The following is a 25,507-nucleotide window of genomic DNA, read 5'->3' on the forward strand; positions in this document are numbered from 1 at the left end:
CACGCCCCGGTGCAGCCTAATCGATAATGATAACGGGAATGATTTTCAGTTAGAGTCGCTGCCACCACGACGACGGGAGTGTGAGCATCGTGTCGATCGCCGCAGCGGTCACCGGCCTGGCACAGGACGGGATCGGTCTCTGGGCCGACGGAGAACAGCTACGGTTCCGGGCCCCGACGGGCTCCCTCGACCCGGAACGCAAGGCCTGGCTGACCGCGAACAAGGCGGAGGTGATCTCACACCTTCGGCAGATCGGCGCCACCCGCGACGCACCGACGACGGCGCTCGCGCAGCACCGGCAGGCGGGGCCGGCCCTGGTGCCGGCACCCGAGGACCGGCACCGCCCGTTCCCGCTGACCGAGCTCCAGGCGGCCTACCTGCTCGGGCGCGGCTCAGCGTTCGAGTACGGCGGCGTCGCCTGTCACGCTTACCTCGAGCTGCGGTACGACCAGCCCGAGCAGCGCGCCCGGCTGACCGACGGTCGCCTCGACGTCGCCTGGCGCTCCGTCGTGGCGACGCATGACATGCTGCGCGCCGTCATCCACACCGACGGCTATCAGAGCGTCCTGCCCGAGGTCACCGTCCCCGCGATCCCGGTGCGTCGCAGCGCCGAACGGGCAGCGCAGGCCGACGCGATCCAGGCCGGACCCGGCCACGACGCCGACGCTCTGCCGTCCGCGAAGCTGCTCGACGACGTCCGGCAGCGGCTCGAGCAGCGGGTCCCGCGGCCGGACCGGTGGCCGCTGATCGCCGTCGAGGTCACCGACCACGGCGACCACACGCGCCTGCACCTGTCCGTCGACCTCATCGTGCTCGACCACGCGAGCCTCAACCTCCTGGTCACCGAGCTGGAGGCCCGGCTGTTCGACGGTGCCGCGCCCGAGGCGCCGTCGTGCACGTTCCGGGACTACGTCGTCGCCCGGCGCAGCGAGCTGGACAGCCCGGTCCACGACCGCGACCGGGCCTACTGGCAGGAACGGATCGGCACGCTGCCCGCGGCCCCCGAGCTGCCCCGCGCCGCGTGGGCCACCACGCCCCCGGCGCCCGGTCTGCCGTTCCGTCGCCACGCCGCGCACCTCGACCCCGAGCGCACGGCCGTGCTGGCCGACCGCGCAGGCCGCGCGGGACTGAGCCTGTCGACCATCCTGCTGACCTGCTACGCCGAGGTCGTCGGGTACTGGAGCCGCCGCCCCGCGTTCACCGTCGTGGTCCCGACCTTCACCCGCGAGCTCGCCGGCGACCCCCGCCCGCACCCCGACCTCGACCGCGTCCTCGGCGACTTCACCGCCACCGAGCTGCTCGCCGTCGACACCAGCACCCCGGCCACGCCCGTCGAACGCGGCCGCCAGCTGCAGTCCCGGCTCCTGGAGGACCTGGCGCACCGCACCTTCAGCGGCTCGGCGGTGCAGACCGAGCACAGCCGCGACGACGGCAACCCCGAGCTGTTCCCGGTCGTCTTCACCTCCACCGTCGACCAGCACCTCGCGCCCACGGCAGGTCAGGTCACCTACGCCCGGACCCAGTCGCCCCAGGTCTGGCTCGACTGCCAGGTCATGCGCGACGGCGACGGCCTGCTGCTGTCCTGGGACGTGCGGGACGGCGTCCTGCCCGACGGCGTCACCCACGACATGTTCGACGCCTGGGTCGACCTGGTCGAACGGCTCGTCGACGACGAGTCCACGTGGTCCGACGCTGACCCCGTCCGGCTGCCCGCCACGCACCGCGCACAGCGGGAGGCCGCCAACGCCACCGACGCCCCGGTGCCCGGCGGCCTGCTGCACGACGACGTCCTGGCCGCGGCGCGCACGGCCCCGGACCGGACCGCGGTCGTGGCGGCCGACGGCACGCTGACGTACGGCGAGCTCGTGGGGCGTGCCTGCGGTGTGGCGCACGCCCTGGTCGAGCTCGGCGTCGGCCACCAGGACCGGGTCGCGATCGTCATGGACAAGGGCGCGGACCAGGTCGTCGCCGCCCTGGGCGTGCTGCTGCACGGGGCGGTCTACGTACCGGTCGAGACCACCTCGCCGGCGCCGCGACGGTCCGCGATCATCGCCGACGCCGGGGCCACCGCCGTCCTCACCGTCTCCATGCTGCGCGCCGCCGCCTCCCGCGGTGTGGACGTGCCCGTGGTCGCGGTCGACGAGGTGCCCGCCCGCGACCAGGTCCCGGAGCCGACCGCGACGCCCGAGGACCTCGCCTACGTCATCTACACCTCCGGCTCCACCGGCACGCCGAAGGGCGTGATGATCGCCCACCGCGCCGCCCGCAACACCTGCGTCGACATCGACGAACGGTTCGCCGTCGGCCCCGACGACGCCGTCCTCGGCCTCGCCGGGCTCGGTTTCGACCTGTCGGTGTGGGACCTGTTCGGGGTGCTCGGAGCCGGTGCGCGCCTCGTGCTGCCGGCGCCGGACCGGCGCGGCGACGCCGCGCACTGGGCCGAGCTGGTCGAGCAGCACCGGGTCACGCTGTGGAACACCGTGCCCGGGCAGCTCCAGATGCTGTCCGACTACGCCCGCTCGGCCGGTGCCCACCAGCTCCGCACGCTCCGGCTCGCCCTGCTCTCCGGGGACTGGATCCCGGTGACCCTGCCCGACCAGGTCCGTGACCAGGTCCCCGGGCTCGAGGTCGTCAGCCTGGGTGGTGCCACGGAGGGCGCCATCTGGTCGATCTGGCACCCGGTCGGGACCGTGGACCGGGAGCGCCCGAGCATCCCCTACGGCACCCCGCTGCGCAACCAGCGGTTCGCGGTCCGTGACCGCCGGGGGCGCGAGGCACCGACCTGGGTCCCCGGCGAGCTGGAGATCATCGGCACCGGGGTCGCCGAGGGGTACCTCGGCGACCCCGAGCGCACCGCCGAACGGTTCGGCGTCGACCCCGACGGGCGCCGCACCTACCGCACCGGCGACATCGGCCGGTGGGTCGGCGACGGGACCCTGGAGTTCCTCGGCCGCGAGGACTCGCAGGTCAAGATCCGTGGCTACCGGATCGAGCTCGCCGAGGTCGAGGCGGCGGTGCTGGACCACCCCGGCGTCGGGCAGGCCGCCGTCGTCGTCGACGACGAGCGACGCCACCTTCTCGCCGCCGTCGAACCGGCCACCTGCCCCCCACCGGACCCCTCCGGCGAACCCGTGGTCGCGTCGCTCCGGGCACGCCTGGCCGCACCACGGCTCGACGAGGCGGCGGTCGTCGCCTCGGTGGCGGCCGCCGACGAGGTGGGGCTCGACATCATGGTCGCCACGCTCGCGAGCGCCGGGCTCTCCGACGTCGAGCGGCTGACCACCGACGAGATCTGCTCCGCGCTGCACGTCGCCCCCGCGATGCGGCCCGTCGTGCGCCGGTGGCTGCGCACCCTGGTGCGGCACGGCCTGGTGGAGAGCGAGGGGCAGCGGTACCGGCTCGCGGCCACGGCGGCCGCCCGCCCCGCGGCACAGCACGCCGAGGAGCTCGAGGCCCGGGCCGCAGCCGCCGGGTGGGGCACCGCCCTGCCGGGGCTCCTGGCCCGCTGCGCCCAGGAGATGCCCGCGCTGCTGAGCGGCGAGAGGGACATCCGCACGCTCCTCGTCAAGGCCGACGGCGCATCCGGTCCGGGCGAGGCGGTGATGGCCGCGGCCTACCGCCGCAACATCGCCGTCGCCGAGCTCACCGACGCCGTCGCCGACGCGTTGCGGGAGCAGTCCTCGGCCGCCGACGGCACGACCGTCCTCGAGATCGGTGCCGGCGCCGGCGACACGACCGACGCCGTCGTCGCCGCGACCGCGGACCACGACGTGACCTACGTGGCCACCGACGCCTCGCCGCTGGCGGTGGCCCGGCTCACCGAGCAGTTCGACGGGACACCGGGCGTGCGCTGCGAACGGTTCGACCCCGACGTCGACCTGCTCGCGCAGGGCCGCGAGCCCTGCTCCGTCGACGTCGTGATCGCCGCCAACAGCCTGCACACCTGCCGTGACGTCCCGGCGGCGCTCGCCCGGCTCACCGAGCTGCTCCGCCCCGGGGGATGGCTGGTCGTCCTGGACAACGTCCGCGACGACAACCCGGCGCTCGCCGTGTCCATGGAGCTGCTGGAGCTGACGCACGGTCCGTTCGACGACGTGCGCTCCGGGTCCGACCAGCTCTTCCTGTCCGCCGCGCAGCTCCACGACGCGCTGACCGCGGCGGGTGCTGTCCCCGTCGTCTCCGGTCCCGCGCCGGAGCAGCCGCTGGCGGCGGCCGGCCAGCACCTGGTCCTCGCCCGTGCCAAGCCCGACCGCGTGCCGGTGCGCGCCGAGGACCTGGAGCGGTCGGCGCGGCAGCGGCTGCCCGAGTACATGGTGCCGACGCGGTGGCGCGTCCTCGACCGGCTGCCCACCACGTCCAACGGGAAGGTCGACCGCAACGCCCTGCTCGCCCTGGCGAGCCCGCGACCGGAGACCGTGGCCGGCGCCGACGAGCCGATGTCCGTCATGGAGCGGCAGATCGCCGGGCTGTGGGGCGAGCTCCTCGGGCTGGACCGGGTGGGTCGCGACGACGACTTCTTCGCCCTCGGTGGCGACTCGCTGCTGGTGGCGCGGTTCGTCGGCATGCTGCGCGAACGGGTCCCGGACGTGATCGCGGTGCAGTGGGAGGTCGTGCTGCGGCACATGCTCCGCCAGCCGACGGTCGCGCACCTGGCCCGGTACCTCGCCGAGGTGTCGCGTGCGCAGGACCCCGACGTCGCGAGCCCGACGGCGGTCCGGACCAGTCCGCTGGTGCCGCTGCACGGCTCCGGCGACGGCCCGACGACGGTGCTGGTCCACGCCGGCACGGGCACGGCGATGCCGTACCGCGCGCTGGTCACCGACATCCGCCGCCGCTCGGCGGGGGCGGCCTCCGTCGCGGCCCTGGAGATCTGCGACCTCGCGGCGTTCCAGGACGACGACCCGGACGGCCTCATCGAACGTATCGCCGCGGAATACGCCGACGCCCTGCTCGCCTCCGAGCCGGGTGAGATCCACCTGGTCGGGTACTGCCTCGGCGGCCTGATCGCCACCGAGGTCGCCCGGCACCTCGCCGACCGCGGGCACGACGTGCTCTCCTTGACGGTGGTGTCGAGCCACAGCCCGGCGTTCCGGCTCGACGACGAGGTCCTCGCCGAGTACTCGTTCTCCGTGATGATGGGGATCGACCCGGCCGACCTCGGCTACCCCGGCGACGAGCTCCGGGTGGCGCAGGCCACCGACGAGGTGCTGCGCCGTTCCCCGGGGGTCATCCCCGACGGCGGGCTCGCCGCGCTCGACGGCGACTTCGCCGACGTCGGTGCCGCCTTCAGCGCGCTCGCGGAGCTGACCGCGGAGCAGCGTGTCGAGCGCATGTGCGAGTCCGTGCCGGCCGACGCCGGCATGTACTCGCCCGAGCACATGATGCGGTTGCTGCGCACGTTCCGGCAGTCCGTCTTCGCCATCTCGCGCTACCGGCCCGACCCGTACCTCGGCGACGTCACCTTCTGCCGGCACAGCGGCACCTACCCGTTCCCGGGCAGCAAGGAGGCCGTGACCGCCCAGTGGGAGCAGGTGGTCCTGGGCGACCTCGACATCCTGGACGTCGCCGGCGACCACTTCACGTGCCTGACGTCGGAGAACTCCGCCGGGATCGTCGACATCCTGCAGCGCACGACCGACGGTGCGGTGCTGCGATGAGCGCCGGACCACGCGGGGGAGCGACCCCGACCGTCGCCGTCGTCGGGGCGAGCGGGTCCATCGGCGGTGAGCTCGTGCGGCTGCTCGCCACCCTGAGCGGCTCGGTGCCGCTGCGGCTCCGGCTCGGTGGACGCCGGGCGCACGCCCTGCTCGCCACGGCCGAGGCGCTGCGCGGCACGACGGCGGGGCGGGCGCTCGACGTCGAGACGCAGGTGTGCGACGTCTGGGACGACACCTCGCTCGCCACCTTCTGCGCCGGAGCCGACGTCGTGGTGTCCGTCGCCGGGCCGACCTACCGGATCGGCGGGAGGATCGCGCTGGCCGCCGTCGCCGCCGGTGCCGGGTACGTCGACGTCGGGGGCGACGACCCGCTGCTCGAGGCGCTGGCCCGGCACGCGTCGGGTCACGGGTCGCCGGTCGTGGCGTCGGCCGGCGCCCTGCCCGGCGCGTCCGCGCTGCTCCCGCGGTACCTGGCCGCGCTGCTGCCGCAGGGCGACGCCCTCACCGCGCACGTCGGCGGGATGGAGGCCTGCTCCACGACGGTCGCGGAGGACATGCTGCTCTCGCTGAGCCGCGGCGGGCCGGACGGCACCCCGTTCGGCACCCCCCTGGCGGCGTGGGTGGCGGGGGAGGTCCGGCAGCGTGCGCTCGAGGTCGCCCCGGCGCACCACCTGCCGGGTGCCCGCGGACCGGTGGTCGGCCAACCGTTCCTCAGCGCCGAGACCGCCCGCCTCGCCGCCGCCCTGGGACTCCGCTCGGCGTCCTGGTGGAACCTGTGGACCGACGGGCACGCCTGGTCGGTGCTGTCGACCCTGCCGGTCCTCCTGCAGGACCCGACGACGTCGACCCGCGACATCGTCGGGCACCTCTGCCGGGCGGCCGAGCTCGACGTCCTGGGCCGCCGCCCCTGGTACCTGATGAGGTTCCGCCTCGCGCACACCGGCTCCGGGCAGGAGGTCGTCGCCGAGCTGCGCACCGACTCCTCGTCGCTGGTCACCGCGCTCGTCGCCACCACGGCGGTGCGCACCGTGCTGACCACGCCGGGGCTCGGCACCGGGTTCGCCGCGGACCTGCTCGACCCCGCCGAGGTCGTCGTCGACCTCGAGAGCCACCCCCGGATCGACCTGCAGGTCACCGGCACCGCCGACGCCCTCACCCGCGACCCGGTCACCACCTCCGGCGTGCCGCACGCGGCGGTCGAGGAGGGGGCGCTGTGAGCGCGACGCCGCAACCACGGTCGGTGGTCGTGTGCGGCAGCCGGTTCGGCCGCTTCTACGCCGCGGCGGTCGACCGCCACCCCGCGCTGCGCCTGGTCGCGATCCTCGGCCGCGGGTCCGTCGCGTCCCGGGAGCTCGCCGCCCGGTACGACGTGCCGCTGGTCGGCTCCGTGGCCGACTGCCCACCCACGGACCTGGCCTGCGTCGCCGTCGGGTCGACCATCCAGGGCGGCGCGGGCAGCGAGATCGCCACCGCGTGGATGGAACGGGGCGTGTCCGTGGTGCAGGAGCACCCGGTGCACCCCCGCGAGCTCGCGGACCTGCTGCGCACGGCGCGCCGGACCGGGACGTCCTACCGGATGAACCTGCACTACCGGTGGGTGGACCCCGCGCCGGAGTTCCTGGCCGCCACCGCGAGGCTGCGCGCACGCCAGGAACCCGTCTTCGCCGACGTCGTCACCCCCGTGCACCTGCTGCTGCCCGTCCTCGACCTGCTCGCCGGGGCGATCGGCGCCGCCCGGCCCGCCACGGCCGGTGACGTGCTGCCGGAGCGCGGCGGCTCCCCGTTCACCGTCATGACGCTCACGCTCGGTGGCGTCCCGGTGACGCTGCGGGTCCAGAACCAGCTGTGCCCCACCGACCGGGACAACCACACGGTGTGCTGGCCGCGGATCGCCGTCGGGTTCCCGGCCGGCGTCCTGACCCTGGCGGACCTGCACGGCCCGGTCGAGTGGGCGCCGCGCTGGCAGCTCGGCGGCGGCACCGGCCCGCAGACGGCGACGGACGAGCCGACGGTCTCGACGACCGGCGCACCGGGCACGTTCGACGAGGTCTTCGCCGACCGGTGGCCCACGGCGCTGTCGCGGGTGCTCGACGAGTTCTGCGACGACGTCGACGCCGGGCGCGACCCGCTGCGGGCGGCGTCCTGGACGATGTCCGTGGTCCAGCTGTGGCACCAGGTGGCCGAGTCGATGGGGCCGCCGCAGGTCGTCGAGGCCCGGCCGGCGGAGCTGCTGGGCACGGCCGCCGTCCTCGGCACCGAACCGCCGTCCACCGGTCCGTCGGCGCAGGAACCCGCACCCGACGGTGGCGCCGGGGCGGGGTGGGAGCCGTACGTCGACGAGGCCGAGTTCTTCGACCTCGCGGCGTCCGGCCACGTCGACCCGGTCAGCGCTCCGCTCGTCGTCGAGGCACTGGCCGGCGCGCCCGTCGGGCCTGATCGCCCGGTGGTCGAGATCGGCGCGGGGACAGGCCTGCTGACCGTCCCCGCGGCGTCGGCCCTGCCCGACGACGTGCCGTGGTGGGCCGCCGAGCCGGCGGCCCCGATGCGTGCCGTGCTCATGGCGCGGGTCCTCGACCACGGACTGCAGCGGCGCGTCACCGTGCTGCCCGACGACGCCGCCTCGGTGGCGCTGCCCGCCCACGCCGGAGCGGTCCTGCTCTGCGGCGTCCTCGGGCACCTCGACGACGCCGGGCACGACCGGTTGTGGGCCCGCCTGCGCGACCACCTCGCCCCCGGGGCGCCCGTGGTGGTCGAGCTGATGAACCTCACCTCGCCGCAGCAGATCGACGAGGCCGAGCTGGCCACGCAGCGCGTCGGGACGAACACCTACCGGTGGCGGTGGTCCGCCCGGCCGGACGGCGCCCACCACGTGCAGATGTCGAGCCGCTGGCAGGTGCACACCGCGGACGGTCTCGACCGCGAGAGCACGGTCACCCACCGGTGGCGCACCTGCTCCGTGCCCGACGTCGCCGCCGTCGCCGAGCGCCACGGCTTCCGTCTCGACGCCGACCTGTCGCACCCCGCGTCCACACCGATGGCCGTGTTCCGGCTCACGCCCCAGGAGAACCATGTCTGAGTCCCTCACCCGTCCCGTCGCCGAGGAGCCGCGCACGACGAGCGGCCCCGACGAGCGGCTGCCGTTCCCGATGCCGCGCACGTGCCCCTTCGCGCCGCCGGACGACTACGCGCGCCTGCGCGAGCAGGACCCCGCGCCGCACGTCGAGATCCCCGGTGGACGCCCCGCCCGGCTACTGACCCGGTACGACGACGTCCGCCGGTTCCTCGCCGACCGGACCACCAGCGCCGACGCGCGCGACGAGGCGCTGCCCGCCCTCGGGGTCGGTGAGCGGGAGGCGGCCGCCAAGTCGCGGCCGTTCATCCGCACCGACCCGCCGGACCACACCCGGCAGCGCCGGATCCTCCAGGCGCAGTTCACCGTGCGGCGCGTGGCACGCATGGCCGACGGGATCCGGGGACGCGCCGACCGGCTGGTCGCCGAGATGCGTCCGCGCGGCCGCGCCGACGTCGTGACCGACTACGCCAACATCGTGTCCACCTCGACCGTCCTGGGCCTGATGGGGCTCCCCGACGACGACCCCGACTTCTTCCGGGAGATCACCCGCATCTCCGGCGGGCGGCACAGCACCGAGGCCGAGGTGACGGCCGCGCTGGGCACCCTGTTCGCCACACTCGACGAGCACATCACCCTGCGCTCGCAGGAGCCGGGGGACGACCTGCTGTCCGCGCTCGTGCAGAACCACCTGCTCACCGGCGAGGTGACCCGCCACGAGCTGCTCTCCACGCTCGGGATCACGATCATCGCGGGCCGGGAGACGACGACGTCGATGATCGCGCTGAGCACGTGGAAGCTCCTGCAGGACCCCGCCGCCCGGGCCGTCGCCGAGGCCGGTGACGACCGGATGAAGGGCCTGGTCGAGGAGCTCCTGCGGCTCCTGAGCGTCGCCGACTCCATCCCGATCCGGGTCGCCGGCGCCGACCACGACGTCGACGGCGCCACCGCGCCGATCCGCGAGGGTGACGGCGTCATCGCGCTGCTGGCGGCGGCGAACCACGACCCGGCCACGTTCAGCGACCCCGACCGCCTGATCCCGGACCGCACGCCGAACCACCACCTGGCGTTCGGGTTCGGCATCCACCAGTGCATCGGCCAGCACCTGGCCCGCCTCGAGCTGCAGATCGCCCTGCACTCGCTGTTCTCCGGGCTGCCCGGCCTGACGCTCGCGAGCGACGACGTCGCGCTCAACAACGACGCCGCGACGTTCGGCATCGAGGAGCTGCCGGTCCGATGGTGAACACCGCCCCCCGCCCCTCCGTGCGCCGCTGGGTGCCTCGGCCCTCCGCCCCCGTGCGGCTGGTCTGCTTCCCCCACGCCGGCGGGGGCGCCACCGCCTACCGCGACTGGGCCGCCACGCTCCCGGACACGATCGAGGTGCTGTCGGTCCAGTACCCGGGCCGCGAGGACCGCGCCGCCGACCCCCTACCCGACTCGATGCCCGAGCTGGTCGCCGCCCTGGCGGCCGACCTGCGCCCGTTCTGGAACCGGACCACCCTCGTGTTCGGCCACAGCATGGGCGCCGCGGTGGCCTACGAGACGGTCCGTGCGCTGCGCGCGCAGGGCCTGCCCGAGCCCGACCACCTGCTCGTCTCCGGGCGGCGCGCACCCGACCGCTTCCTCGGCGGCGACGTCCACCGGTCCGGGGAGGCCGGCCTGCGTGCCGAGCTCGAACGGCTCGGAGGAACCCCGCCGGAGGTCCTCGCGGACCCGGACCTCTCCGCGTTCGTCCTGCGGTACGTCCACCACGACTACCGCCTGATCGAGAACCACCGGCCGGAACCCGCACCACCGCTCGGGTGCCCGCTGACGGTCGTCCTGGCCGACGACGACCCGTTGCTCCGGGCCGAGCACGTCGCGGACTGGCACCGCCTCACCACCGGGGCCACCGACGTCGTCGAGCTGCCCGGCGACCACTTCTACCTCGTCCCCCACCGCGCCGCGCTGCTGCAGGTCGTCCTGGACCGCCTGGACCCGGCGCTGACCACCACCGGAGGCGGCCCGTGAGCTACGACCAGATCGCCGAGTTCTACGATCTCGTCGCCGCCCGCCAGTCGCGCAGCACCGGCCCCGCGCTGGCCGACGTGCTGCGCGGCCTGCCGGTCTCGCAGGCTCCGCTGGTCGAGATCGGGGCGGGCACCGGGCGCGTCACCCGGACGATCGCCGCGGCGCTCGCCGACGTCGACATCATCGCCGTCGAACCGTCGCCCTCGATGCGTGCCGTGCTCACCTCCCGCGTGTGGGCCGACCCGACGCTCCGGGCACGCGTCACCGTCAGCTCGGGGTGGGCACCGGACCTCGACCTGCCGGACTCGATCCTCGGCGCCGTCGTCTTCGGCGTCGCCGGGCACCTGGAAGAACCTCAGCGCACCGAGCTGTGGCGGCGACTGGCGGAGCGTCTTGTGCCCGGCGGGTGCCTCGTCGTCGAGCTCATGGGGTCGGACCGGCCCATGCCCCCGACCCGCACGGTGCACGAGACGGTCGGACGCCTGACCTACGAGTGGTGGGTCTCGGCCGAACCTGTGCGCGACGGCGTCGTCCGGCACGTCAACTGGTGGCGCGTCCTCGACGGGGACAGGGTGTGCCGCGAGGTCGGTGACGAGCACGTGTGGCACGTCATCAGCCCGGAGCAGCTCGCGGCGGAGAGCGGCCTGCGGGCCCGCCCGGCCGGGAGCGACCTGGTGGTGCTGGAGGCCTGAGGGCCCGGCGCCCCCTCAGGGCCGGCTCAGGGCCGGTTCAGGGCTCGGCGATCTCGGTGGTGCGGTGGGCCCAGCGGTCCACCTCGTGGCGGTCGTGCGTGATCACCATGACGGCGGTGCCGTCCGCGCGCAGCGCGTCGACCGCCTCGAGGACGGACGTCGCCGTGGCCTCGTCCAGCGCGGACGTGATCTCGTCGCAGATCAGGACGGCCGGCCGGCAGGCCAGCGCGCGCGCCACGGCGACGCGCTGACGCTCACCGCCGGAGAGCTCCGCGGCTCGCCGCGGCAGCATGCTCGGGTCCAGGCGGACCGCCCCGAGCAGCTCCGCGGTCTCGTCGGCCGCGCCGGCCCGCCCGCCGGCGACGAGGGCGCGGCGCAGCGTCCGTCGCACGGTCTCGGCAGGGTTGAGCGAACCGGTCGCGTCCTGGGGGACGAGCTGGACCGCACGGCGCTGGGCACCGCTGCGAGCGCCGAGCGCCGCGGGCAGCGGGCGGCCGTCCAGCTCGAGCGAGCCGCCCCGCCGGGGGTGCAGGCCGACCAGCACGCGGGCCAGCGTGCTCTTGCCGGACCCGGACGGTCCGACGACGGCCGCCGTCGCGCCGGCGGTCAGGCGCAGGTCGACCGGGGCCAGCGCCGGACGCCCGCGGTGGGTGGCCGTCAGTCCCCGGGCCACCAGCACGTCACGTGCCTGCCCGGCGTCGGCCCGCGGCGCGGACCTCGCGCGGTCGACGATCCCGGTCTCGCGGACGGTTCCTGCCTCGACGTGCAGGACGCGGTCCGCGAGTCGCGCGAGGGCGGAGTGGTCGTGGGTGATCAGGAGCACCGAGCAGTCGCGGCCGCGGTCGGCGACGAGCTCACCGAGGAGCTCGGCGCTGGCGGCGTCGAGCCCTGACGTCGGTTCGTCGAGCACGAGGAGGCGGGGGCGGTGGACGACGGCGAGGGCGAACGCCGCCCGGCGCACCTGCCCCCCGGAGAGCTGGTGGGGGTGGCGCCGCGCAGCACCGGCCGAGAGCCCCAGCCGGTGCAGGAGCTCGTCGACGTCCGCGCGCGCCAGCCGCTGCCCACGCTGGCGCGCGCGCTCGCGGAGCTGCGCCCCGATGCGCCACGCCGGGTCGAGCTCGACGGACGGGTCCTGCCCCAGGTAGGACACGACGTCGGTACGCAGCACGCGCTGCTCGCTGAGGTCGAACGGGTCACGGCCGGCGACCCGCACCGTCCCCGCCACCCGCTGCACGCCGGGCCGCAGGTGGCCGAGCAGCGTGGACGCCAGCGTGGTCTTGCCCGCGCCGCTGGCACCGACGAGGCCGACCACCTCACCGTCGGCGACCCGCATCGACGCGCCGTCGAGGATCCGCCGACCGCCGGCGGTCACCGTCAGTCCGTCGACGGTCACCAGCCCGGCAGGGTCGTGTCCGGTGGTGGTCATGAGCGCTCCCTTCCCAGCCGGGTGGCGACCTGGTCCGCGACGACCGTCACGCCGACGATGAGCAGGACGAGCAGCAGCGAGGGGACGACGACGGCCCACGGGTTCAGGGCGATCCCCGGGAGGTTCTCCTGGACCATCAGGCCCCAGTCGGGCCAGGGCGCACCGCGGCCCAGGCCGAGGAACCCGGCGGTGGCGCTCAGGTGCAGCGCCGTGGTGAACCGCAGCCCGGTCTCGGCGGCGACCGGGCGCGCCAGGTTGGGAAGGATGTCGTGCAGCAGGACGGTCCACCACCGGTCGCCGCGGGCCCGGGCGACCTCGACGTAGCCCGCGCCCGCGATCTCGCGGGCGGCGGCCCGCAGCACCCTGGCGGAGTACGGGACGCTGACGACGGCGACCCCCACCATCAGCATGAGGTCGTCCCCGGGGAAGGCCGCGGCCAGCAGGAGCAGCACGAGCAGGCCGGGCATCACGCCGAACGCGTCGACGACCCGCATGACGGCACCGCTCGCCCGGGGGAAGAGCAGCGCCGGCACGACCCCGAGCAGGATCGCGGCCACGATGCCGAACACCGTGGCTCCCGCCGCCACCAGCACCAGACGGGCACCGCCGTGCAGCACCCGCAGGGCGACGTCACGGCCGATGCCGTCGGTGCCGAGGAGGCCCACGCCGTCCGTGCCGGGGGCGGTGTAGGGCAGGCCGGCCTGCGCGGTCGCCGACCCCGGCCACAGCGGGCCGAGGACGGCGATCACCATCACCCCGACGAGCACGCCCAGGCCCAGGGCCCGCAGCGCGGCCCATGCCCGGTGCTCGCGGGGGGTCCGCGCCGGGATGCGCACGGGGGCCACCCACCGCCGACCGCGCATCATCCTCGTTCCCGGGGGTCGACGAGGCCGGCCACGAGGTCGCCGACCACCAGGCTCACCAGGGCCAGCCCGGCGAGGACCAGCGCGATGCCCTGCACCATCACCAGGTCCTGCCTCCCGACCGCCTGCTGCAGCTCCAGGCCGATCCCGGGATAGTTGAAGACCAGCTCGACCACGACGGACCCGCCGATCAGCCCGCCGAACAGCACGGCGATCACCTGGATCGCGGGCTGCACCGCGTTGGGCAGCACGTGGCGTACGGCCAGCGCACGGCCGGTTACCCCGCGGAGGCGCGCGGCCTCGACGTAGCGGCTCGAGGCGATGCCGGCCGCCGTCGAGCGCATCATGCGCGCCGTCAGGGCGAAGCCCAGCGGCACCAGGCTCAGCACCGGGAGCACCATCGCGGCAGGGGCGTCCCACGGCCGCCCCCCGAGCGGCGCCGTCGTGACCTGCGGGAACCACCCGAGCAGCGTCGAGAGCACGACGACGAGCAGCACGGTCATGACGAACTCGGGGATCGCGGCGACCACGACGCTGGTGCCGGTCACGGCCCGGTCCGTGGGCCGCCCCGACCGCATGCCGGCCGCGAGCCCCGCCGCGACGCCGAGCGGGGCCGCGAGGACGAGCGCGACCCCGGCGAGCACGACGGAGTTCGGCAGGCGTTCGGCGACGACCTCGGCCACGGGACGTCCGGAGATGGCGCTGACCCCCAGGTCGCCTCGCACGGCACCGCCCAGCCACTCCAGGTATCGCTGGGTGGCGGAGCGGTCCAGTCCGAGGTCCGCCCGCAGCCGGGCGACGTCGGCGGGGGCGGCGTCAGGGCCCGCCAGCCGGGCCGCGGCGTCACCCGGCAGCACGTCCGTCACGGTGAAGATCACCGCGGAGAGCAGCAGCAGGGTCGCCGCGGCCAGCAGCAGGCGGCCGAGCACCCAGCGGACCCGGCCGGACAGGACGTCAGGAGTCATGCGAGGAGGTGGACGGTCAGGACAGGGACGCCTCGGAGAAGTTCGGCCAGGACTGCAGCTCCACTCCCGAGACCGAGGCGGCACGAGCGCTGACCGACGGCAGGAAGACCGGCGTGATGCCGTTGCCCTCGTCCCAGATCAGCTGCTGCGCCTCGCGGGCCTTGGCGGCACGCTCCTCGCCGTCGGCGGTGCTGCGCGCAGCGAAGACCAGCTCGTCGATGTCCGGCCGGTCGAAGCCGAAGGTGCTCGGCGCTCCGGCGACCCGGGTCGAGGTGTACCCCGACAGCAGCGGGGTGGCCGGGGTGTAGCCCACGACGAAGTCCGAGGAGAAGTACGCCTCCATGTCGGAGTACAGCTGGCCCTGCGGGAGGGAGTCCAGCTCGACCTCGACGCCGATCTCGGCGAGGTGCTGGGCCACCACGGTGGACACCTCGTTCATGCCCTCGATCTCCGAGCCCGTGGTGAGCGTGACCTTCATGCCCTCGGCGCCGGCCTGGCGCAGCAGGTCCCGGGCGGCCTCGGGGTCGTACTCGCGCTGGGGGAGGTCCGCCGCGTAGTCGGGGAAGCCCTTGGCCGGCAGGTCGTTGCCGACCTCGCCGCGGCCGTACAGGACGGTGTCGACGATGGCCTGCCGGTCGATCGCCAGCTTGAAGGCGCGGCGCACGTCGGCGTCGTCGAACGGTTCGTGGTTCACGTTCATCGAGAAGTTCAGGGCCGTCAGGTACGGCGCCTCGGTCGACTCGACGACCACGTCGTCGTTGCCGTCGAGGGTCTGGGCCCGCACGGGCCCGATGTCGCCGGCGAAGTCGATGTCGCCGGCCTGCAGCGCCGCGACCCGGGCGTCGGTCCCCGGGATCGCACGGAGCTCGAGCCCGTCCAGCAGCGTGCCCCCGCCGTAGTAGTCGTCGAACCGGGTCAGCGCCGTTCCCTCCCCGGGGACGAACTCCGCGATCTGGAACGGGCCGCAGCTCGGGGACGCGGGGGTGAACTCCTCGGTGCCCTCGGGGACGATGAAGCTGTTCTGGCAGAGCAGCAGCGCACCGTCGGCGATCGGCTGGAGCGTGGGGAGCTCGATCGTCAGGTCGTCGAGGACGCGCGCGGAGTCGAGGTCGAAGTTCTGCCCGACGGTCTGCAGGTAGGGCAGCGCCGGCAGCACCATCGGCAGCTGGAGGGAGTGCAGGACGTCGGCTGCCGTCAGCACGCTCCCGTCGGTGAACCTCACCCCGGAGCGCAGCGTGATCGTGTAGCTCGACAGGTCGTCGGCGGCGGTGATCTGCTCCGCGACACCGAGCCGCACGCCGTCCTGGCCGCTCGGGTCGATGGCACCGAGCTGACCGTGCACCGCCCGCATCCGCACGGAGTCGAGCGCGGTCGGGCCGAGGAGGATGTTCAGGCTCTCCTGGGCGCCTGCGCCGACGAACGCCGCGCGCAGCGTCCCGCCGGCGCTTCCCCCGCCCGCCGCCGTCGGGGAGGGCGCGGGGGAGGACGGGGAGCCGGGCGAGGCGCAGGCGGTCAGGCCCGCCGCCAGTCCGAGCCCACCGGCGAGCAGCAGCCCGCGTCGAGACAGCATCGCGTCGTTCATGGTGGATCGTGGTCCCATCTAGGTCGCTTGAGCAGAGCTCGCAGGCGTGGTGACGAGACGAAGCGCTCCGGCAGGGCACCGCCCGACCGCCTCGGCGGCGGCGGCAGCGTCCTGTCTGGTCAGCTCACGGTGTGCGGCCGGCAGCAGAGACACCATGCCCAGCGTGTCGTCCTGGTCGAACAGTGCTGCCGCGACCAGCACGCAGTTCCCCGAACCGATGCACCTGGTCCGGTCGACCGCGACTCTCGCTCCCACGGATGCTAATGATAATCATCCTCATCATTAAATACCAGGTTCTTCGGGAAAGTCCCGCACTCCGAGACGACCTCCGGCGACCGGCGCTGCCAGCACGGTGACGACGTGCCGGCCCACCACCGCCCAGCGACCGGACAACCGGGTGCGGCCGTCCGGGAGCGGGCGGGCCAGGTCGGCCACGACCGCGCCGTCGGCCGACACCGCGACGTCGACCTGGTCGGGATCGAGCCAGCCGTCCGTCGACGGGCTGAAGATCTTGAACGCCGACTCCTTGGCGCTGAAGACGATCGTCTCGGCGGGTCCTCGTGATCGCCGCCAGGTGGCGAGCCGGCGCCGCTCCGCCGAGGACAGGACCAGCTCGACGACGTCGTCGGGCAGCGGGACCGCCGGTTCGGCGTCGACCCCCACACCCAGGCAGGCGTCCGACGGCGCCACCACCGCCGCGGCGAGGCCCGCGCAGTGCGTCAGCGATCCGACGACGCCGGCCGGCCAGCGAGGACGCCGCCGCCCGTCGTGGAGGATCGGCACCGCGGGACGGCCGAGGTCCTCCAGCGCAGCGCGGGCGCACCGCCGGGCGGAGGCGAACTGTGCGCGGCGGCCGGGCACGGCCCCCGCGACGAGGGCGGGCTCCGGTGGCAGCAGGCCGTCCTCGACGATCCGGTCCGTCAACCACCCGTGGACGGCGCCGGCGTCCCCGTGGGGGAGCAGCGCGCGGTCGAGCGGCCTCATCCCCCGACGACGGCGTCGGCGAACCTGTCGGGCCGGAAGGCGTCGACCGGCATCGTGGTGTACCCGTCGACGAGCCACTCGGCGACGGCGTCGCCGATCCCCGCGGAGTGCTTGAACCCGTGCGCGTTGCAGCCGCCCGCCACCCAGACGAGCCGCTCATGGTCGACGGGCCCGATCACGAACTGCCCGTCACGGGTGCGGTCGTAGCGGCACATCGTGCCGGACACCGGCTCGGCGCGGACGCCGGGGAAGGTCAGCGGCCCCTGCTCGAGCACGGGCGCCCAGTCGTGCGACGTCAGGTCAGGCACGCCGCTGCCCGGCGGCACCGGCGTCGCTGCCTCGACGCCCAGCTTGACGACCGACGGGTCCGCGCCGGGGAGCACGCCGTGGCCCCACACCACACGACCGTCCTCCAGCTCGCGCATGAAGACCGGCAGGTCGCCGATGCTCAGGCCGTCCGGGTCGCCGACCCGCAGGAACGTCATCGGCATGGCCACGGTGCGCCAGCCCGCGGCCTCCACGAGCTCGGGCGCCAGCGGCGCCAGGAGGCCGGCGTTCCCCACCCCGGCGGCGAGCACCAGCACGTCGGCCTCCAGCACCCCCGTCGCGCTGGATTCCTGCCCGACCCACTCGACCCGTACCCCGCCGCCGGCCCGGCGTTCCACCGCCTGCACGCCCGCACCGGTGAGGAGCCGGGCCCCGGCGGCTCGCGCCTGCTCCAGGGCACCGCTGATCACCTGGTCGACGTCGAGCAGGGCGGCCTCGGGCTCGAAGACCGCCAGGTGGTCCTCGGGGAGGGTGGCGTGGCCCCGGAACCGGCGTCGCGTCGCGGCGGCGTCGAGCACCTCGACGGGCAGGCCGTGCCGCTGGGCGGCCTGCCGCGCCCCGGTCACGACCGGGCCGTCCGCCGGTCCCAGCAGCATCCCCCCGCTGGACACCCGCAGCCGGCGACCCGACCGGTCGGCCAGCTCGCGCCACAGCTCGTCGGAGCGCCGCGCCACCTGGACGAGGTCGGGGTGCTCCAGGCACGCCGTCCGGAACATCCTGGTCGCCCCTCCGGAGGACCCGAAGCCGTGCGGAGGGGCGTGGCGATCGAGCCCGACGACGTCGGCCCCGCGCCGCGCGAGCCGCCACGCGATGTGGGCGCCCCAGGCCCCGAGCCCGACGACGATCACCCGCACCGAGCCGCTCCTCGTCACGCCGGGCCGGTGAGGGCCGGGTCGGCCTCGGCGGCCGTCGGCATGGCGACGTCCAGGCGCGGGGCGACCTCCTCGACGAGCAGGTCGAGCGCTCGCTGGGCCTTGGTCGCCCCGATCAGGCCGGGGTTGAGGTGCAGGCTGACCGTGAGGTCCTCGCCGTACCACTCCCGGACGTGCGCGAGCTGGTCGGCGACGTCCTGCGCGGTCCCGGCCAGCACGGTGTCGTTGCCGAGGGCGCGGTCGAAGTCGTACCCGCGGATCTTGTCCACGAGCTGCTCGTACCCGGCGTAGTCCGCGCTGCGGCGCGTCGCCCAGGACGAGACCGCGGTGGCCATGTGCTCGATGTAGTTGGCCTCCCACCGCCGGCCGTCGGCGTGGGCGACGGCGCGATCGTCGGCCAGGTAGCAGGTGTACTTGATCTGGATCCGCCCGGGGCCGTGACCGGCCGTCGCGCGCGCCTCGCGGTAGGCGGCGAGCATCTCCTGCAGCTGCGGACGCGGCGTGACCGTCGGCACGACCTGGAGGTGGTGGCCCGCCCGCCCGGCGGCCATGCAGGAGTCGAGGCTCGTCGTCGAGGCGACGAAGACCGGGGGGTGCGGCGCCTGGAACGGTCGCGGGTAGACCGTCACCGGGTCAAAGGGTGCCCACGGCAGGTCGGACGCCACCTGTTCCTCCGTCCAGAGCCGCACGATCGTCTCGACGTTCTGGGCGAAGCGCACGCGGCTCTCGTCCATCGGCACGCCGAACGCGTCGAACTCCGCGGGCAGGAACGCCCGGCCGAAGCCCACGTCGAGGCGTCCGCGGGAGAGCTGGTCGAGGAGGGCCAGGGACGCGGCCAGCTTGATCGGGTGCCCGAAGGCGGCGACGACGGCGCCGGTGGTCAGGCGGATGCGCTCGGTCCGCGCGGCGATCGCGGTGAGCAGCGTGACCGGGTCGGGGCTGTACCCGCCGTACCCGCTGAGCTGGTGCTCGACGACCTGGACGTGCTCCAGGCCGAGGCGGTCCGCACGGACCGCGAGCTGCACCACCTCGTCGTAGTAGTCGGCCGGTGCGCGGAGCGCCGGGTCGAACACCGGGAAGAACGTCAGACCGAACTGCATCTCCACCTCGCCTTAATGCGAATGAGTCTCATTCTAGAGTAGCGTACGGTCGTCCGTCGTCAGGAGAGGACCATGACCGTCTCGCAGACCCACGCCACCGACAGGCACTACCGCGTCGCGGCGCCGGCGCGCGGAAGCGTCGTCGGGCGGGCGGAGATCGCTGCCCTCACCTCGGTGCTCGAGGGTGCGTCCAGCCTGAGCGCGGCGAGCCGGCGGGAGGCGTTCGAGGCCGAGCTCACCGCCCTCATCGGGTGCCGGCACGCCCTGACCGTCACCAGCGGCACGGTCGCGCTGGAGATCGCCATCCGCCTCCTCGACCTCGAGGCCGGGGACGAGGTCGTGGTGACCCCGCAGACCTTCCAGGCGACGGCCCAGCCGCTGCTGGAGTCCCCGGCGACCGTCCGCTTCTGCGACATCGACCCCGTGACGCTCAACCTCGACCCCGACGCACTCGCCGACGTCATCACCCACCGCACCCGCGCGGTGATCCTCGTGCACTACGGCGGCCGCCCGGCAGAGATGCCGGCGATCACCGCCCTGGCTCACGCCCACGGCGCGCTGGTGATCGAGGACTGCGCCCACGCCCTCGGCGCCTCGACCCCCGCCGGCGCACCCGGGTCGCTGGGGGACATCGGCTGCTTCAGCTTCCACTCGTCGAAGAACATCACCACCCTCGGCGAGGGCGGCCTGATCACGCTCGCCGACGACACCCTCGCCCACCGGGTCCGCCGCATCCGCGACAACCGCATCGACATCCGTCTCAGCGACGCCGCCCGGTCCGCGGCCTTCACCGAGCTGCGCCCGTGGCTCATCTACGCCGACGAGCTGGACACCGGCGTCAGCGAGATCCGGCGCTCCGGGACCAACGCAACGCTCTCCGAGGCGGCCTGCGCCGTCGGGCTGGCACAGCTGGAGCGACTGGGGCAGATGATCGCCCGCCGGGAGGCCATCGTGGACCGGCTCGACGCCGTCGTCTCAGCGGTCCCCGGGTTCACGACGCAGACGACCACCCCGGGCGACCGGAGCGCCCACCACCTCTACACGGCGTTCTGCGAGCTCGGTGCCGACGCGCGCCACCAGGTGCTCGCCGACCTCGACCGCGCCGGGATCCAGGTCCAGCTCCGGTACGCCCCGCTGCACCTCACGCCTGAGTGGCAGCTGCGCGGGCACCGCCGGGGCGAGTGCCCCGTCGCCGAACGGGACTGGTTCGAGCGGCACCTCAACCTCCCGTGCCAGCCCACGCTCTCCGACGACCAGGTCGACATCCTCGCCACCGAGCTCGACCGAGCGCTCCGCTCGGCGTCGTCCCGCCACGCCTGACCCCCCACCCACGCGATCGCAGAAGGAGCCGCACCGTGCCATTCATCGAGGTCAAGATCTTCGAGGAGCGCCTCACCCCCGAGACGGAGGCGGCGCTGCTGACCGAGCTCTCCGGCGCCGTCGGACGCACGCTCGGACCGGACGCCGAGGCCAGCACCTGGGTGGTGCTGCACGGCGCGCCGGCACGCCGGTGGGCGGTCTCCGGCGAGGTTCAGGGTCGGGTGTCCTCCTAGCGGTGAGCCGAGACCCGCGCCGGTGCTCGCCCGGCGACCTGCTCGACCACGTACCGGGCGTCCCGGCTCACTTGTCGGGCAGCAGTTTCGTGATCGGGCGCATCCGCGGTCCGTCCGGGGTCGGCACAGCGACCACGACGTCGGGATGCAGATCAAGCATGGCCTGGCGGCACCGTCCGCACGGCGGGATGAGGCCGCGTGATCGGTCCCCAGCCGCGGCCATCGCGACCAACGGGCCAGCATGAGCGGCCGCAGCCGCACCTATCGCCACGAGCTCTGCGCACGGACCGCCGGTGAAGTGGTAGACGTTCACCGCCGTGTGGATGCGCCCCTGGGTGTCGAGGGCTGCGGCAGCGACGGTGTGGTTCGGGTCATCACCGAGCTGGGTAGCGAGCGACTCAGCCTCAGCGATGAGGCGAAGCTCAGAGCGCAGCGGTTCCATGGCGGTCATCTTCGCAGGCAGCCACCGCCGCCGGGCGTCCGGACAACCCGGGGCGACGACGAAGTTCCCGAGCGGACCAATGCCGTCATCACTACAGGTCAGTGATGATCACTGTCGACCAGCCAGTCGACCTGTCACCTGTCATGCATCGGCCCCGGTCTCGGACAGCGGCTCGTCGGGTCTCACGCCGACGCCAGGCGGTCAGAGACGTACCTGTGCAGGGAGACGTGCTCCTCGGCCGCCTTCTCGGCGATCCTCCGATGGGTGGCCGGCGGGATCCGCACCTGGAACTTTCCCGAATACTCGCTGAGGGACCTTCTGGCCAGAGGCTTCGAGGTCGGCGACGACATCGCGAGCGAGTTGCTGGATGCCGGCGAACGCCTGGCCAGACTCACCCGCCAGCCCATCCAGCAGCGTCGACTTGCCCAGGCCACGGGGCCCTTCGAGAAGAATCACCGGGTAGTCGACTCGCCGTCACGGACGACTCGGGTCAGACGGCGCGCGACAGCCTGGTCCCGCACCCCAACGCATCCGCAGGTCGGAATCTGCCGCTACCCCAACTCGGAATCTGCCGGCCTCGGTTCTCGGATCCTGCCGCCCGACCACGGAGTCGACGTCACCGCAGCGGCGCGCAATCGGGCGACTGTACTGACGGCGGAGCGTGGAGCGACTGGCACGAGTCTCTCCCGGGATGGGTGGAGCGTCAGGGTCTGCGGTTCGGGTGGATGTCAGCTGGCGAGCTGGTTCATCTTGCGGATCTGGCTGTCGAAGATCCCGGAGGGAGCGAAGCGGCGCAGGACACTGGCGCGGCCGGCCAGCGTGCCGGCGGTGTAGCGCAGCTTCGGCCTCGGGTCCGTCGCCGCTGCGACGATCACCTTGGCGACGACGGCCGGGTCGTCGCCTTCCTCGACCGCCGCCGTCATGATGCGGCCGAAGGTCTGCCGCTGCTGCGCGTACACCTCCAGCGGCAGGTCGGGCTGCGTGCTGTTGGCCTCGAACCCGGTCCTGGTGTAGGCGGGTTCGACGAGCAGCGCCCGGATGCCGTACTCCCGGACCTCGTGGTCCAGGGACTGGGTGTAGCCCTCGATCGCGTGCTTGGAGGCGCCATAGACGGCCATGTAGGGCGCGGGGATGAACCCCTGCACGGACGAGAGGTTGATGATGCGACCGCGTTCCTGGGCGCGCATGTGCGGCAGGACCTCCCGCACCATGCGCAGGACCCCGAAGACATTGATGTCGAAGACCGTCTGGGCCTGCGCGACGGAGCTCTCCTCGGCCGCGCCGATCGAGCCGACTCCGGCGTTGTTGACCAGGACGTCGATCCGTCCGAACCGCTCGATCACCTGCTTGACCGCTGCGGCGGCCGAGTCGTCACGGGCCACGTCGAGGTCGAGGAACGTCACTCCTTCCAGCGGGGTGACGCGCGAGGTGTCGCGGCTGGTGCCGACGACATCGAAACCCGCTTTGACCAGGCCGAGCGCTGCGTCCTTCCCGATACCGGAGGACGCACCGGTCACGAGGGCTACCTGGCGAGCTGTCGTCATCATGAACTCCTGAACTCAAGAGGAAGCCACTGTGTTGTGATTTCCTACCGACTGGCCACAACCGTAGCTCGGGTGAGTTGGAAAAGACAACACACGCGTCTAGGGTGAAGCGATGACCGATCTCGACCCGCGCACCGGCGTCCGCATGTCCGAGCTGCCCCTGGAGGTCCGCCCCTGCTCGCTCGCCGCAGCACTGGACGTCCTCGGCGAGCGGTGGTCGCTCCTGGTGCTGCGCGAGATCGGTTACGGGGTGCACCGCTTCGCGCGTATCGCCGGCTACACCGGGGTGTCCCGCGACATCCTCGCGGACCGGCTGCGCAAGCTCGAGGCCGCCAGCATCATCGAACGCCGGCTGTACAGCGAGCACCCGCCACGCCACGAGTACCACTTCACCGAGGCCGGCCAGGAGCTGTTCCCGGCCATGCTCGCCCTCTCCCAGTGGGGCGACAGATGGGCGACGGATGCCTCGGCCGTCACCCGCCGGCACGCCTGTGGCGAGCCGGTCCAGGTCGACCTGCTCTGCCACCACTGCGGCCGGCCGGTCACCCACGACACCGTCTCTACCGAACCCGTCGGTGGGCGGGAGATCGGCGAATGACAGCGACGCTGCGACCGGCGGGCCACACTCCGAGCGCGACCGTGCCCGCCCGGCGGACCTAGCCGCTGGGCGTCTTCGGGCTCGCGCTGGTCTGGCCGGTCTCGGCGGCTGGACGGCCGCGGCAGAGGTCCTCGACGCGCCCCGTTGGCCCGCGGAGCTGTCCTATCTGACGAGCGGCGGGCTCTGGCTCGTCTTCACCACCATCGGCGACCCAGCGAGAACCTTCAGAGACAGCCGGGAACGACGAAAGTCCCGACCGAATCCCGACGCCACCACCGCCGTCGGACCGGCGGCGGTGGTTCAGGCACATCTACAAGATGCCGCCAGGCACACCCTGGGCCCGACCGGTGTGTTCGCCAATCGCGCGCAGTGAGTGCCCAGCGAGGTACGGCATGGGATGCCATCGCTCAGTCGGTGCGGGTGATGCACCAAGCAGCGTCGAAGTCGCGGGTGTCGAGATCAGATTGGCGCATCCAGATCTCGAGGGGGGCAGCGTCGCCGAACCATCCGGCGAGGTGCGTCCAGCTCTCGAGGTCGAGCACGAGCCGGTATGTGTCCTTGTCTTCGCGAAGTGGCAGAGCCTGCTGGAGGACCTCCAGTGCCGGGCCGACTCCGTTCTGGCTGTGACCGTAGACATGGGTTACGGGGACGGGGACATCGGTGGCCGAGCCGGTCTGCTGGAGAAGCCAGGCACGTTGGATCTGCTCGGTCACCTTCTCGGTGGTCTCGAAGCTGTCGTCGCCGTGAGGTACGACGTCCAGGGAGGAGATCACGGAGAACCCGGGCAGGAAGAGACCTGGCTGGCACACGTGCGTCGGGGTATCGAGTTCGTCAGGCGCCTCGATCAGCGCACTGCGGTCTGGCTCGGGAATCCAGTGCACGAGCCAACCACCTGACGCGTCATCGCCGGCTTCCCAGCCATAGACCTGCAGATCGTGGAAGACGTCGAGCACGCCGCTGACGGGCAGGCCCTGCCTGCGGTCGGGCCATCCGGCCTTGTCGGGGGTCTGGGAAGCACCGTCGACGTCTGCCAGGGAGATCGTCGCGACATGGGCGAGCGGCGCACCGTCGGCGTTGCGCGGCCACGTCTGGAGAGGGCCAACGGCTGGGCCGCCGAGCCAGGAGAGGTTCGCGCCCGTTGTCCACAGCTCGTCGAGCTCCTCGCGCCCCGAGGCGAACGACTGCCCCGAGAACACCGGCGACCATGCCGTGGAGGCGGCCAGGACATCGGCAGACGGGCCAAAGCCCGCAAGCCATTCCTGGACCTCCGCCCAGGTGCCATGGATGGGCGCCGCCTCCTCTGTTCGTGCTGACTTCCTCGCCACGCCCCTGCCCCTCAGTTGTCCTGTTCGCGCGCGCTGACCGAACCCCCACCGCCGTCACGCAGCAGGCTCCTCAGGATCTCGGCGTGCCGGAGCAGGAAGGCACTCTCGTCGAGTCGCTTGCGGCGCAGCCATCCTGAGACCTCGCTGTTGTGCTTGCTCGCGTTGCACGACGCACAGGCCGGGACGACGTTCGTCAGCGTGTAGCGGCCACCACGTGAGATCGGAAGGAGGCAGTCCTTCTGCAGAGCAGCGGTAGTCACGCCACAGTAGGCGCAGCCACCCCATTTCAAGACAAGGTCGTTCCACTGCGCTGTGCTGAGGTCGTTGTCGACTCGGTCAAGCCGTCGTTTCCGACGCTTGGCGTAGCGCGCACGCGTCGCAGCCGAGGTGCTGGGAAACCTACGGCGGCGGGTCACGGAACGACGCTACCTCGACGGCTGAGGTCGCGGTCGAGCGACGTGGGTCAGTCGTATGCCGTCCGCGGGTCTCTGCGGATA

Annotated in this window: 22 protein-coding genes; 9 read left to right on the forward strand and 13 right to left on the reverse strand. The window is 73.5% G+C overall.

Annotated features, from left to right (window positions below):
• The first annotated feature begins 80 nt into the window (after positions 1–80).
• The 6 genes from PZC42_RS14445 to PZC42_RS14470 are packed head-to-tail and all read left to right on the forward strand — an operon-like array spanning position 81 to position 11,429.
• The gene (locus PZC42_RS14445) at positions 81–5,657 is read left to right on the forward strand and encodes a non-ribosomal peptide synthetase (protein ID WP_277212238.1); all 5,577 of its coding nucleotides are present in this window, start codon (positions 81–83) and stop codon (positions 5,655–5,657) included.
• Complete coding sequence (locus PZC42_RS14450; RefSeq protein ID WP_277212239.1) at positions 5,654–6,874, forward strand: saccharopine dehydrogenase NADP-binding domain-containing protein; 1,221 nt, start codon at positions 5,654–5,656, stop codon at positions 6,872–6,874. Before PZC42_RS14445 ends, PZC42_RS14450 begins: the two co-directional genes overlap by 4 nt.
• A complete protein-coding gene (locus tag PZC42_RS14455; protein WP_277212240.1) occupies positions 6,871–8,733 on the forward strand; it encodes a Gfo/Idh/MocA family oxidoreductase in 1,863 nt (620 codons plus the stop codon). The genes PZC42_RS14450 and PZC42_RS14455 overlap by 4 nt, the downstream gene beginning before the upstream one ends.
• Positions 8,726–9,970 carry a cytochrome P450 gene (locus tag PZC42_RS14460; RefSeq protein WP_277212241.1) on the forward strand — a complete coding sequence of 415 codons (1,245 nt, stop codon included), beginning with the start codon at positions 8,726–8,728 and terminating at the stop codon, positions 9,968–9,970. The genes PZC42_RS14455 and PZC42_RS14460 overlap by 8 nt, the downstream gene beginning before the upstream one ends.
• Complete coding sequence (locus PZC42_RS14465) at positions 9,964–10,737, forward strand: thioesterase II family protein (protein WP_277212242.1); 774 nt, start codon at positions 9,964–9,966, stop codon at positions 10,735–10,737. Before PZC42_RS14460 ends, PZC42_RS14465 begins: the two co-directional genes overlap by 7 nt.
• Entirely contained in the window at positions 10,734–11,429 is a 696-nt protein-coding gene (locus PZC42_RS14470; protein ID WP_277212243.1) for a class I SAM-dependent methyltransferase, read from the forward strand. Before PZC42_RS14465 ends, PZC42_RS14470 begins: the two co-directional genes overlap by 4 nt.
• 37 nt (positions 11,430–11,466) lie before the next feature.
• On the opposite strand, the gene PZC42_RS14475 is transcribed toward PZC42_RS14470, so the two are convergent.
• Genes PZC42_RS14475 through PZC42_RS14510 form a run of 8 tightly spaced genes read right to left on the reverse strand, consistent with a single transcriptional unit; the run spans position 11,467 to position 19,548 of the window.
• Positions 11,467–12,855: an ABC transporter ATP-binding protein gene (locus PZC42_RS14475; protein WP_277212244.1), complete on the reverse strand. Its 1,389-nt coding sequence runs from the start codon at positions 12,853–12,855 to the stop codon at positions 11,467–11,469.
• Positions 12,852–13,718, reverse strand: a complete 867-nt coding sequence (locus tag PZC42_RS14480) for an ABC transporter permease (RefSeq protein WP_277212245.1) — start codon at positions 13,716–13,718, stop codon at positions 12,852–12,854. The genes PZC42_RS14475 and PZC42_RS14480 overlap by 4 nt, the downstream gene beginning before the upstream one ends.
• Positions 13,718–14,683, reverse strand: coding sequence for an ABC transporter permease (locus PZC42_RS14485; protein WP_277212246.1), 966 nt, complete (start codon positions 14,681–14,683; stop codon positions 13,718–13,720). Before PZC42_RS14485 ends, PZC42_RS14480 begins: the two co-directional genes overlap by 1 nt.
• A 16-nt stretch (positions 14,684–14,699) precedes the next feature.
• Positions 14,700–16,265, reverse strand: a complete 1,566-nt coding sequence (locus PZC42_RS14490) for an ABC transporter substrate-binding protein (protein ID WP_277212247.1) — start codon at positions 16,263–16,265, stop codon at positions 14,700–14,702.
• 18 nt (positions 16,266–16,283) lie between these two features.
• Positions 16,284–16,520: a ferredoxin gene (locus tag PZC42_RS14495; RefSeq protein WP_277212248.1), complete on the reverse strand. Its 237-nt coding sequence runs from the start codon at positions 16,518–16,520 to the stop codon at positions 16,284–16,286.
• 27 nt (positions 16,521–16,547) lie between these two features.
• Complete coding sequence (locus PZC42_RS14500) at positions 16,548–17,249, reverse strand: 4'-phosphopantetheinyl transferase family protein (RefSeq protein ID WP_277212249.1); 702 nt, start codon at positions 17,247–17,249, stop codon at positions 16,548–16,550.
• Positions 17,246–18,430: an FAD-dependent oxidoreductase gene (locus PZC42_RS14505; protein WP_277212250.1), complete on the reverse strand. Its 1,185-nt coding sequence runs from the start codon at positions 18,428–18,430 to the stop codon at positions 17,246–17,248. The genes PZC42_RS14500 and PZC42_RS14505 overlap by 4 nt, the downstream gene beginning before the upstream one ends.
• Before the next feature lie 14 nt (positions 18,431–18,444).
• The gene (locus PZC42_RS14510; RefSeq protein WP_277212286.1) at positions 18,445–19,548 is read right to left on the reverse strand and encodes an LLM class flavin-dependent oxidoreductase; all 1,104 of its coding nucleotides are present in this window, start codon (positions 19,546–19,548) and stop codon (positions 18,445–18,447) included.
• Between the two features lie 72 nt (positions 19,549–19,620).
• Here PZC42_RS14510 and PZC42_RS14515 point away from each other — a divergent pair, with 72 nt between their 5' ends.
• Complete coding sequence (locus PZC42_RS14515) at positions 19,621–20,868, forward strand: DegT/DnrJ/EryC1/StrS family aminotransferase (RefSeq protein ID WP_277212251.1); 1,248 nt, start codon at positions 19,621–19,623, stop codon at positions 20,866–20,868.
• 35 nt (positions 20,869–20,903) lie between these two features.
• Positions 20,904–21,101, forward strand: a complete 198-nt coding sequence (locus tag PZC42_RS14520; RefSeq protein ID WP_277212252.1) for a tautomerase family protein — start codon at positions 20,904–20,906, stop codon at positions 21,099–21,101.
• Positions 21,102–21,168: 67 nt separating this feature from the next.
• Here the strand turns inward: PZC42_RS14520 and PZC42_RS14525 are convergent, their stop codons facing one another.
• From PZC42_RS14525 to PZC42_RS14530, 3 genes are all read right to left on the reverse strand, one after another.
• A complete protein-coding gene (locus tag PZC42_RS14525) occupies positions 21,169–21,552 on the reverse strand; it encodes a cytidine deaminase (RefSeq protein WP_277212253.1) in 384 nt (127 codons plus the stop codon).
• A 173-nt stretch (positions 21,553–21,725) separates the two neighbouring features.
• Positions 21,726–21,950, reverse strand: a complete 225-nt coding sequence (locus PZC42_RS22670) for a toxin-antitoxin system HicB family antitoxin (protein ID WP_368860274.1) — start codon at positions 21,948–21,950, stop codon at positions 21,726–21,728.
• Between the two features lie 321 nt (positions 21,951–22,271).
• Entirely contained in the window at positions 22,272–23,087 is an 816-nt protein-coding gene (locus PZC42_RS14530) for an oxidoreductase (protein WP_277212254.1), read from the reverse strand.
• Between the two features lie 112 nt (positions 23,088–23,199).
• Here PZC42_RS14530 and PZC42_RS14535 point away from each other — a divergent pair, with 112 nt between their 5' ends.
• Positions 23,200–23,685, forward strand: coding sequence for a winged helix-turn-helix transcriptional regulator (locus PZC42_RS14535; protein ID WP_277212255.1), 486 nt, complete (start codon positions 23,200–23,202; stop codon positions 23,683–23,685).
• Positions 23,686–24,092: 407 nt separating this feature from the next.
• On the opposite strand, the gene PZC42_RS14540 is transcribed toward PZC42_RS14535, so the two are convergent.
• Both PZC42_RS14540 and PZC42_RS14545 read right to left on the reverse strand, forming a co-directional pair.
• Positions 24,093–25,010 (reverse strand): DUF1963 domain-containing protein, encoded by a 918-nt coding sequence (locus tag PZC42_RS14540; RefSeq protein WP_277212256.1) that lies wholly within the window; start codon positions 25,008–25,010, stop codon positions 24,093–24,095.
• Positions 25,011–25,021: 11 nt separating this feature from the next.
• Positions 25,022–25,426 (reverse strand): HNH endonuclease, encoded by a 405-nt coding sequence (locus PZC42_RS14545; protein ID WP_277212257.1) that lies wholly within the window; start codon positions 25,424–25,426, stop codon positions 25,022–25,024.
• Between the last annotated feature and the right edge of the window lie 81 nt (positions 25,427–25,507).

The organism is Isoptericola croceus (assembly GCF_029382255.1).
In the GTDB taxonomy this organism is placed as follows: Bacteria; Actinomycetota; Actinomycetes; order Actinomycetales; family Cellulomonadaceae; genus Isoptericola; species Isoptericola croceus.

What these genes read in the sequence shown, in the direction of transcription:
- PZC42_RS14450 (WP_277212239.1), top strand. Translation starts at nt 5,654, where the DNA reads ATGAGCGCCGGACCACGCGGGGGAGCGACCCCGACCGTCGCCGTCGTC.
- PZC42_RS14460 (WP_277212241.1), top strand. Translation starts at nt 8,726, where the DNA reads ATGTCTGAGTCCCTCACCCGTCCCGTCGCCGAGGAGCCGCGCACGACG.
- PZC42_RS14465 (WP_277212242.1), top strand. Translation starts at nt 9,964, where the DNA reads ATGGTGAACACCGCCCCCCGCCCCTCCGTGCGCCGCTGGGTGCCTCGG.
- PZC42_RS14475 (WP_277212244.1), bottom strand. Translation starts at nt 12,855, where the DNA reads ATGACCACCACCGGACACGACCCTGCCGGGCTGGTGACCGTCGACGGA.
- PZC42_RS14480 (WP_277212245.1), bottom strand. Translation starts at nt 13,718, where the DNA reads ATGCGCGGTCGGCGGTGGGTGGCCCCCGTGCGCATCCCGGCGCGGACC.
- PZC42_RS14485 (WP_277212246.1), bottom strand. Translation starts at nt 14,683, where the DNA reads ATGACTCCTGACGTCCTGTCCGGCCGGGTCCGCTGGGTGCTCGGCCGC.
- PZC42_RS14490 (WP_277212247.1), bottom strand. Translation starts at nt 16,265, where the DNA reads ATGAACGACGCGATGCTGTCTCGACGCGGGCTGCTGCTCGCCGGTGGG.
- PZC42_RS14500 (WP_277212249.1), bottom strand. Translation starts at nt 17,249, where the DNA reads ATGAGGCCGCTCGACCGCGCGCTGCTCCCCCACGGGGACGCCGGCGCC.
- PZC42_RS14510 (WP_277212286.1), bottom strand. Translation starts at nt 19,548, where the DNA reads ATGCAGTTCGGTCTGACGTTCTTCCCGGTGTTCGACCCGGCGCTCCGC.
- PZC42_RS14515 (WP_277212251.1), top strand. Translation starts at nt 19,621, where the DNA reads ATGACCGTCTCGCAGACCCACGCCACCGACAGGCACTACCGCGTCGCG.
- PZC42_RS14525 (WP_277212253.1), bottom strand. Translation starts at nt 21,552, where the DNA reads ATGACCGCCATGGAACCGCTGCGCTCTGAGCTTCGCCTCATCGCTGAG.
- PZC42_RS22670 (WP_368860274.1), bottom strand. Translation starts at nt 21,950, where the DNA reads ATGGGCTGGCGGGTGAGTCTGGCCAGGCGTTCGCCGGCATCCAGCAAC.
- PZC42_RS14530 (WP_277212254.1), bottom strand. Translation starts at nt 23,087, where the DNA reads ATGACGACAGCTCGCCAGGTAGCCCTCGTGACCGGTGCGTCCTCCGGT.
- PZC42_RS14535 (WP_277212255.1), top strand. Translation starts at nt 23,200, where the DNA reads ATGACCGATCTCGACCCGCGCACCGGCGTCCGCATGTCCGAGCTGCCC.